This is a genomic window from Bathymodiolus japonicus methanotrophic gill symbiont, from assembly GCF_019721995.1.
Taxonomy (GTDB): Bacteria; Pseudomonadota; Gammaproteobacteria; order Methylococcales; family Methylomonadaceae; genus Methyloprofundus.
In genome coordinates, this window is the sequence record NZ_BLYC01000086.1 from 1 (window position 1) to 8,560 (window position 8,560).

General features: G+C 40.2%; 11 protein-coding genes and 3 pseudogenes. 9 read left to right on the forward strand and 5 right to left on the reverse strand.

Annotation, left to right across the window (positions count from 1 at the left end; all coding sequences use genetic code 11):
- Together K6984_RS29455 and K6984_RS29460 are read right to left on the reverse strand one after the other, a co-directional pair.
- On the reverse strand, positions 1–812 hold an 812-nt coding region (locus K6984_RS29455; RefSeq protein ID WP_221898541.1), incomplete at its 3' end, for a hypothetical protein.
- Positions 809–1,000 carry a hypothetical protein gene (locus K6984_RS29460; protein ID WP_221898542.1) on the reverse strand — a complete coding sequence of 64 codons (192 nt, stop codon included), beginning with the start codon at positions 998–1,000 and terminating at the stop codon, positions 809–811. The genes K6984_RS29460 and K6984_RS29455, both read right to left, overlap by 4 nt.
- Positions 1,001–1,011: 11 nt before the next feature.
- Here K6984_RS29460 and K6984_RS29465 point away from each other — a divergent pair, with 11 nt between their 5' ends.
- On the forward strand, positions 1,012–1,371 hold the full coding sequence (locus K6984_RS29465; RefSeq protein WP_221898543.1) for a hypothetical protein: 360 nt from the start codon (positions 1,012–1,014) through the stop codon (positions 1,369–1,371).
- Positions 1,372–1,473: 102 nt separating this feature from the next.
- Here K6984_RS29465 and K6984_RS35480 read toward each other — a convergent pair whose 3' ends face one another.
- Complete coding sequence (locus tag K6984_RS35480; protein WP_263458596.1) at positions 1,474–1,602, reverse strand: hypothetical protein; 129 nt, start codon at positions 1,600–1,602, stop codon at positions 1,474–1,476.
- A 17-nt stretch (positions 1,603–1,619) separates the two neighbouring features.
- Positions 1,620–2,320: pseudogene (locus tag K6984_RS29470) on the reverse strand (ATP-binding protein); the annotation flags it as partial.
- A gap of 210 nt (positions 2,321–2,530) precedes the next feature.
- Between K6984_RS29470 and K6984_RS35485 the strand changes: the two are divergent.
- The gene (locus K6984_RS35485) at positions 2,531–3,283 is read left to right on the forward strand and encodes a recombinase family protein (RefSeq protein WP_221898545.1); all 753 of its coding nucleotides are present in this window, start codon (positions 2,531–2,533) and stop codon (positions 3,281–3,283) included.
- 47 nt (positions 3,284–3,330) lie between these two features.
- Positions 3,331–3,603 (forward strand): helix-turn-helix domain-containing protein, encoded by a 273-nt coding sequence (locus K6984_RS29485; RefSeq protein WP_221898546.1) that lies wholly within the window; start codon positions 3,331–3,333, stop codon positions 3,601–3,603.
- 36 nt (positions 3,604–3,639) lie between these two features.
- On the opposite strand, the gene K6984_RS29490 is transcribed toward K6984_RS29485, so the two are convergent.
- A complete protein-coding gene (locus K6984_RS29490) occupies positions 3,640–3,837 on the reverse strand; it encodes a hypothetical protein (RefSeq protein ID WP_221894617.1) in 198 nt (65 codons plus the stop codon).
- Positions 3,838–4,151: 314 nt separating this feature from the next.
- Here K6984_RS29490 and tnpC point away from each other — a divergent pair.
- The 6 genes and pseudogenes from tnpC to K6984_RS29510 form a co-directional block, all read left to right on the forward strand.
- Positions 4,152–5,561: pseudogene (gene tnpC / locus K6984_RS29495) on the forward strand (IS66 family transposase).
- A gap of 108 nt (positions 5,562–5,669) precedes the next feature.
- Positions 5,670–5,873 (forward strand): LapA family protein, encoded by a 204-nt coding sequence (locus tag K6984_RS29500; RefSeq protein ID WP_221898548.1) that lies wholly within the window; start codon positions 5,670–5,672, stop codon positions 5,871–5,873.
- 268 nt (positions 5,874–6,141) lie between these two features.
- Entirely contained in the window at positions 6,142–6,765 is a 624-nt protein-coding gene (locus K6984_RS31920) for a transposase (protein ID WP_230988355.1), read from the forward strand.
- Positions 6,766–6,833: 68 nt separating this feature from the next.
- On the forward strand, positions 6,834–7,115 hold the full coding sequence (locus K6984_RS31925; protein ID WP_230988356.1) for a hypothetical protein: 282 nt from the start codon (positions 6,834–6,836) through the stop codon (positions 7,113–7,115).
- Between the two features lie 35 nt (positions 7,116–7,150).
- Positions 7,151–7,549: a hypothetical protein gene (locus K6984_RS31930; protein WP_230988357.1), complete on the forward strand. Its 399-nt coding sequence runs from the start codon at positions 7,151–7,153 to the stop codon at positions 7,547–7,549.
- A gap of 50 nt (positions 7,550–7,599) precedes the next feature.
- Positions 7,600–8,460: pseudogene (locus tag K6984_RS29510) on the forward strand (IS3 family transposase); the annotation flags it as partial.
- Positions 8,461–8,560 lie beyond the last annotated feature (100 nt).

The following is an 8,560-nucleotide window of genomic DNA, read 5'->3' on the forward strand; positions in this document are numbered from 1 at the left end:
TTTTCTTTTCTTTTCTTTTCTTTTCTTTTTTTTTCTTTTTTTTTCTTTTCTTTTTTTTCTTTTCTTTTCTTTTCTTTTCTTTTTTTTTCTTTTCTTTTCTTTTCTTTTCTTTTCTTTTCTTTTCTTTTCTTTTCTTTTCTTTTCTTTTTTTCTTTTCTTTTCTTTTCTTTTCTTTTCTTTTCTCTTTTCTTTTCTTTTCTTTTCTTCTCTTTTCTTTTTCTTTTCTTTTCTTTTCTTTTCTTTTCTTTTTCTCTTTTCTTTTCTTTTTTTTTCTTTTCTTTTTTTTTCTTTTCTTTTCTTTTTTTTTCTTTTTTTTTCTCTCTCTTTTTTTTTTTTTTTTTTCTTCTTTTCTTTTCTCTTTTTTTTCTTCTTCTTTTCTCTCTCTTTTCTTTTCTTTTCTTTTCTTTTCTTTTCTTTCTCTTTTTTCTTTCTTTTCTTTTCTTTTCTTTTCTTTTCTTTCTTTTCTTTTTTTCTTTTCTTTTCTTTTTTTTTCTTTTCTTTTCTTTTCTTTTTTTCTTTTTTTTTCTTTTCTTTTCTTTTTCTTTTCTTTTCTTTTTTTTTCTTTTCTTCTTTTCTTTTCTTTTCTTTTCTTTTCTCTTTTCTTTTTTTTTCTTTTCTCTTTTCTCTTTTCTTTTCTTTTCTTTTCTTTTCTTTTCTTCTTTTCTTTTTTTTTCTTTTCTTTTCTTTTCTCTTTTCTTTTCTTTTCTCTTTTTCTTTTCTTTTCTTTTTTTTTCTCTTTTCTTTTCTTTTTTTTCTTTTTTCTTTTCTCTTTTCTCTTTTCTTTCTTTTCTTTTCTCTTTTCTTTCTTTCATTCTCTTTTTTTTTTTTTTTTTTCTTTTCTTCTTTTTTTTTCTTCTTTCTTCTCTTTTTTTTTTTTTTTTTTTTTTTTTTTTCCTTTCTTTCCTTTTAAAAAGACACAAGGGAAGAAGAAGTAACAGAGGAAAAAAGAAACCCAAGAGAGAACAGGTAAATGGGGGGGAAGAAGAACGAAAAGGGACAACCGGAAGGGATGTGAGCGAAAGAGAAGGACAAAAATCAGAAGGAGAAGATAAAACGGGAAAACGGTGGGTTGTTCGGGGGGTGGGTCGGAACCCCATTTCCCGGAAGGAGGGAGAAAGAGACGAAGAAAGAAGAGGGCAGACCAGAAGAAAAGAAAGAGAAAAGAGAAGAGAAAAGAGAAAAGCCAGAGAGCAGAGAGGGAGAGAGGTGTCAGAGAAGAAGAGGAAGAACGAGGAAGGAAGTGATAGAGTAGAGAAGAGAATAGAAGAAAGAGAGAGAGCAGACGCGCAAATAGCAAGCCATTGTGCGCCAGGGAAATTTCCCCCGCTGAAAATCAGGGAAACGGAGCCTAAGCGAAGTGATGATTTTTAGTCCGCGATAGCCGTAGGGCCGTTATTTTGTCGGAGTCTGAGCGTTAGCGAAGGTGGAGACAAAATAAAAGGCCATCCGACACGGCGTCAAGTCATTTGGAGCCTATGTTCCGACCCCTTGTTGGGTCGGGACGAGGTGACGAGGACGAATCGGGGCCGCCGGAGGCATAAGTGGTCGCGTTAAGTTTTTGCTGCTTGCTTGGGCTGGGATGCCCAAAACAAGCTTTCGCAAAAATAGCGACTCCCCAATGGTTGTGGATTGCTGCCGCCACCCACTAAAGCGGGTGCAGACGCGGTGTGATGTGGCGCTCTATAGGGTGGTTTGAGCCAGTTCTGCGCATCAAAATGCGTGTCGCTGATAGACACTATCGCCGCGCTCTCCAATGCCTGCGCTTCGGTTAATAATGGCAAGATGCTGGGTAAGCGTGATGCCAGCATAGATTTGCCAGTGCCCGAAGGTTCCAGCATCAACATATTATGCAGGCCTGTTGCAGCAATTTCCAGGGCACGCTTTACGTGAAACTGACCCTGTACATCGGCGAAGTTAAGTTCTGAACTCAGCATGTCATGGTCTGGAATCTGCTCTATTTGTATAGGTAAGCGTTGCTGTCCATTCAGGTGCGCACATATTTCCAGTAAGTGCTGTGCTGGGAATAATCGCGCATTTTCACCAGTGCTGCTTCCTGTGCATTTTCCAGAGGTAAAAATAAGGCACGTTTAGCATCTCGCGCCTGTAATGCCACCGGCAATACACCATTAACACAGCGCAATTCGCCGCCTAAAGAAAGTTCTCCAAGGCATTCGTATTTAGCTAGCTCGATACTGGATATTTGCCCCGAAGCTGCCAGAATTCCAAGTGCAATGGGCAAATCAAACCGCCCACCCTCCTTGGGCACATCGGCCGGCGCCAGGTTGATGGTAATTTTATGTATGATTAACAGGAAAAGTGATATGTTGAGATTTGCATAATTTAAGGAGTTCAAGAATGGAAAAAATCATTTACCCATATGTCAGGTTTAGCAGTGAACAACAAGCTGGTGGTAGTTCATACAAACGACAGATGGGCGACATCTTAAAGTATGCAAAAGAGAACGGTTATACTGTCAATAACAGCATTGAGTTAAAGGATTTAGGCTTATCCGCATACAAAGCAAAGCATATTGAAAAAAGGCTCATTAGGGGACTTTTTAGATGCTTTAGATACAGGAGTCATAGAAGCTGATGGATCTGCGTATCTGTGTATTGAGCAAATAGATAGACTCTCAAGGCAAAGCATAGACAATGCTTACCAGGTTTTCCGAAGAATCCTTAAAGCTAATGTAAATGTCATTACGCTTATGGATAAGAAAATCTATACAAAAGATAGTCTTAATGATTTGATGAGTATTATGTATTCGTCAATGTTGATGGCTCAGGCTAACGAAGAAAGTGCAAAAAAAGGGGAAAGGATTCTAAAAAGCTTTGATCAAAAAATTGATAAATTGAACAACGGAGAAACTATTCAATATGTTGGGATTTCCCCAGGGTGGATAGACAACAAAGGCACAAAACAAAAAACAAATTTCGTTGTTAATGAGAAAGCTAAAATCGTTCAAAGAGTCTTTAAAATGTATATTGAAGGAACTTCTATGGGCGATATAGCAAGGATTTTTAACGAAGAGCTTGTTGAACAAGTAGCAAAAAGACGACATAAGAATTTCACTAACTCTTGGAGTTCAGCCAAGATCAATCATCTTCTTAAAAATCGCTGTGTCCTTGGTGAGCTACGCATTGCAAAGACTGGCGATGTATATGAAAACTACTACCCGTCTATCATTTCCGTTGATGATTGGGATGTTGTTCAATCAATGACTGCGACAAAGAAAACCAAAAAAGGCGTCTGGCAGAAAATCCATAAACATCTTCACTGGTAAAATGTTTTGTGCGGGCCCCCCCCGTGTCAGGATAGTTTTCGCCTTATTTGAAAAATAATAACTCAAACAAGGGGCGGAAAAATAAAACCATGACAACTCAATACCCAAAAGAAAGAAAAGATGCCATCATTAACAAAATGCTTCCCCCCTTAAATATGAGCGTACCTGAATTAGCTAAGGCCGAAAATATTCCTTACGGAACGCTGTATACGTGGAAGCAAACTTATGTTGATAAGAAGTGCAAAAACACTAAAAACACAAGCCATTCTCCTATACAGTGGACAACCGAGAAAAAATTATCAGCCATTATAGAAACGTAACTACTCAGCGTACGCTTAAAATCAGGGAAACGGAGCCTAAGCGGAGTGATGATTTTTAGTCTCTGGTAGGCGACAGGGCAATTCGCTGATCCGAAGTGCGCTAGTAGCGCGCGAGGGAGGCAAGAATTGCATTCCGAATAGCCGTCCAGCCATTTGAGGTAGACTTAACTGAGCAGGGTTTTGTGCGTAGTTGAGTAGTTGAGACGGACGCAGGGCGACCAGGGCATCTCCCATTCGCTGCGTAGGCGAATGAATGTTGGTGACAGGAGTCCCAGAATGTTGTGAGGTAGCATGGCGCGCCTGAATAATTAAAAAAGTTCTTGACAGGGTTTTAGTCTGGTTTTTGTGATTTTTAGTAAACTGCCCAACAGTCGATTAATCCACGCTTTATTGCTTCTATCGCTATAGTCATCACAAAATGTCCCCTTAAACATCTACGACCTCGAAGAACTTTTTTATTCGCCTTACAATCGCTTAAAACAAGGAAAATTCGGGATTTAAAACCCATGAGATAATAAGCCTGTCCTTAAAGCAATACAGGTTACCCTTTGAAAATAGACTTCATCGATGTTGATTCCGCAATCAGTCATGCCAAACAGTTACTTGAAACTGAGCGTGATATATCGCCTGCGCTAAAATCAGCACTGGAAGTGATTCTATTATTAGTCACGGTATTACTCAATGGAGTGACACTGAACAGCAAAAATAGCAGTAAACCACCTGCAAGTGATCCCAAACGTAAAAAAGGGAATCGAAAAAAATCAGATAAGCCTTCTGGCGGACAAAAATCGCATGTCGGCACGACACTTCAAAAAATAGATGACCCGGATGAAATCGAGATCATTACCATTGATCGCCGTACCTTTCCAAAAGGGCGATACACGGCAGATGGCTTTGAAACACGCCAGGTATTCGATATTGATATCTCAAGGGTAGTGACAGAATACCAGGCGCAACGGTTGATAAATGGAAAAGGTCAGTGTTTTATCGCTCCTTTTCCAGATGAGGTTACTAAGGCTGCGCAATATGGTAATGGGATAAAAGCCCATGTGGTTTATCTTTCGCAATATCAGTTATTGCCCTACAACCGAATACAGGAGTATTTCGCTGATCAATTAGGTATGCCGATTAGTGAAGGCTCTATCTATAATTTCAATGAACTGGCCTATGAGAAGTTGGCTGGGTTTGAAACTATCAGTAAAGAACACTTAGTCGAATCAGCGTGCATTCATGCGGATGAAACAGGCATTAATATTAATGGTAAGCGCCATTGGCTACATGGGGCCTCCAATGTTCAGTGGACACACTTCTTTCCCCATGCCAAACGTGGCACAGAGGCAATGAATGACATTGGTATTTTACCCCATTTTCATGGGATTTTATGTCATGATCATTGGAAGCCCTACTATAAATATGATTGTACTCATTCGCTTTGTAATGCACATCATTTGAGGGAATTAACGCGCGCCTAGGAGCAGGATAAACAGGAGTGGGCGCTTGAAATGAAACGACTACTTGAAAAAATGAATGATGCCGTCAATGAAGCAGGTGGCATGCTACTACATAAAGAAGCAGAAAAATGGAAGGTACAATACAGAGAATTACTTGGCAAAGCGGAGATCGAATGCCCACCACCCGATAAGCCTAAAGAAGTAAAACGGGAGCGAATAAAACGCAGTAAAGCTAGAAACTTACTGGAAAGGCTGATTAATTATGAAGAGGATGTCTTGCGCTTCATGACAAATACCTGGGTGCCATTTACCAATAATGCCGCAGAAAATTCGATTCGGATGACCAAGGTTCAACAGAAAATATCCGGCTGCTTTCGTAGTACCAAGGGTGCAGAGATATTTTGTCGTGTTAGAGGGTATTTATCAACGTGCCGTAAACAAGGTCTAAGTGCAACTCAGGCAATGACCTTGGTCTTTGAGGGAAAGTTACCTGAATTTGCTTTATAATTTCATTGAACTACTCAGCTTCGCTGAGTAGTTACATAGAAACAAGTACCCTGAGCGAGCAAGAGTGTAATGAATATTGTCGTACACGTGGGCTTTATAAAGCTGAACTTGAGTCCTGGAAGACCCATTTTATTTAAAGGATCAGAGCAAAACGTGACGCAAGAAAAAACCGATAAAAACGTATTAAAACAATTACGTAGTGAAAACAAAAAATTAAAGAAAGAGCTTAATCGCAAAGAGAAAGCACTTGCAGAAACAGCGGCCTTATTGGTGCTTAGAAAAAAAGCTGGATGCGCTCTGGGAGGAAAATGAAGACGCTTAATTCCTCACTCAGAGCGCGTAAATTATGTCACATGGATCAATGAGGCCATTGGGCAAGGTGCCAGAAAGGGCAAAGCCTGTGATATTGTTGGTATCAGCATTCGTACCTTACAGAACTGGCAAGTTAACGGAGGAGTAGAGGCCGATAGAAGGTCGGATGCCATACGCCCATCTCCTAAAACTCGATGTTCAAGTTTTTGATATTGAGAAGGTAAAATCAGGTATTCTGAGGTTGTTGTAATTTTATCGGTGTAAGCCCATGTTAATGAATGCCCCAGCCACCTTTATCCAAAGCTATATTGACGATTTAAATGATGCGCTCAATCAGCTAAAACCCGGAGCCGCTTTGACACGGATTCAAGCCGCTTGGTTGGGCACTTGTTTAACGTGCATACTGCTAATGAACTTTGTTTGCTGGGCTAAGTTTGAGCGAGCAAGCCTTGGAGATTGCAAAGTAGCCGCATTATCCTGGGTGTTTCGTAAAGCAAGTATACCCTGGGACTGGTTGCTACGGGTGAGTGTGGTCTTAATTTTAAAACGTTATGGCATTACTGAAGGTGTGTTGGCCTTTGATGAATCAGACCGAGCACGATCTAAGTCTACAAAACGTATTTATAAGGTTTACAAGCAGAAACACAAAGGCTCCGGCGGGTATGTTAATGGACAAACGATAGTATTATTGCTGCTAGTTACCTCATCCATTACAGTGCCTGTCGGTTTTTTCTTTTATATGCCGGATCCAGCCTTAAAGCAGTGGGATAAAGAAGATAAACGGTTGAAAAAGAGCGGTATAGCAAAAAAAGATCGGCCTATTAAGCCTGAACGTGACAGTGCCTACCCGACCAAAACAGAGATTGCATTAGGCTTATTAAATAGAGTTTAAAGTTGCGCATAGCCTGATTAAAATTAAAGGCGTACTGGCTTGATGCGCTGTATGGTGAAAAAGCCTTTATGGACGAAGCCGCTAAAGAATCTGGAGGCTCGCAGGTGATTAGCCAATTACGTAAAAACCAAAATATTGAATATAGAGGTAAAATAAGGTCAGTCGAGAGCTACTTTAATTCGATTAACAAAGGCATTGATCAGATAATACGTGTACGTGGCGGCAAAGAGATTAAAGTGACTGTCAGCAGTGCACGATTGAAGGTGAGTTCTCACAGTAAAAAACGCTTTGTCATTGCCTTAAAATATGACGGTGAAAACGACTATCGCTATTTAGTGGCGAAGACCTGACTTGGCGCACACAAGATATTATTCAAGCCTATACGTTGAGATGGCTGATTGAGGTTTTCTTTGAGGACTGGAAGCTTTATGAAGGATGGGGGCGTGAGGCCAAACAATTAGATGAAGAGGGATCAAGCCGTGGCCTGATTCTGAGTCTTTTGTTTGACCATTGCCTTCTCCTTCACCCAGAGCAAATAGCCCGCATTGAAAGCAAACTACCTGCGTATACCGTAGGAAGCTTACAGCGCAAGTCTCAAATGGATGTACTGCTTGAGTTCATCACGTCATTGCTAGAGTTTCCAGATCCTGGTGATAAGCTGAAAGAGTTAGGTGAATTAATAAAGGATGTGTTTCAACTGATGCCATCAGGAAAACATATGATTGGCAGAGATTTAGGGCGCTTAGGGCCAACAGCATCATTAAAGTATTGTTCTGCTGGGTGAAGGTAAGAGTTTGATGGCAATGGGATGAAAAAACTTGAACATCGAGTAATAATAAATTAAGCGAATATGAGCAACTTGCTATTTTAATGACCTGTAATGAGGACGAGTATGCCAATTTACCACCGAGTCAAATCGTCCCTATCCTGGCAGACAAAGGCATCTACATTGCCTCCGAATCATCATTTTATCGAGTGTTGCATAAAGCAGAACAAGTCACACATAGAGGGCGGGCTAAAGAGCGCAAAAACACCTCCAAACCAACGAGTTATATCGCAGAAAAAGCGAACCAGGTATGGACGTGGGATATCAGCTACATGCCAACACCCATCGTGGGTCAGTTCTACTATTTATATATGATAGAGGACATTTATAGCCGAAAAATAGTCGGGGCTGAAGTGTATGAACAAGAAAGTGGCGAAGATGCCGCTACACTACTTGAGCGTAGCCTGTTAAAGGAAAAAATGATGTATAACCCATTGGTGCTCCATTCTGATAATGGCGCACCAATGAAATCACTCACCTTGCGCAGCAAAATGTATGATTTAAACTTAACCAGCTCATACAGCCGCCCACGAGTGAGTAATGACAACCCTTATTCTGAAGCTTTGTTTAGAACGGTAAAGTATTGTCCTGACTGGCCTGGCAGTGGCTTTGATAGTCTTGATGAAGCTCGGGAATGGGTAGGTAACTTTGTCGAATGGTATAACAACGAGCACCGGCACAGCAAAATAGAATTCGTCACACCTGCGGAACGACATGAAGGAAAAGACAAAAATATTTTTGAAATGCGAGATAAATTATATCTCCAGAAGAAAAAAGAAAAACCTTCCAGATGGTCTGGCTCAACCAGAAACTGGGATGCTACAGGGCCAGTTTCATTAAATCCTGACAGGACTGATGAAGCGGCTTAAATAATTTAGGCGAAAACTATCTTGAAAAACACCGCTTCTTTTCCATTCTGAGACATATAAGCCAAAATTGTTTCTTCAAAATTATCAAAGTCTCCAAGTT

Excerpts from the sequence above, each read along its gene's own strand:
- K6984_RS31920 (WP_230988355.1), top strand. The coding sequence starts at position 6,142 with ATGTTAATGAATGCCCCAGCCACCTTTATCCAAAGCTATATTGACGAT.
- K6984_RS31925 (WP_230988356.1), top strand. The coding sequence starts at position 6,834 with ATGGACGAAGCCGCTAAAGAATCTGGAGGCTCGCAGGTGATTAGCCAA.
- K6984_RS29490 (WP_221894617.1), bottom strand. The coding sequence starts at position 3,837 with ATGGGAGATGCCCTGGTCGCCCTGCGTCCGTCTCAACTACTCAACTAC.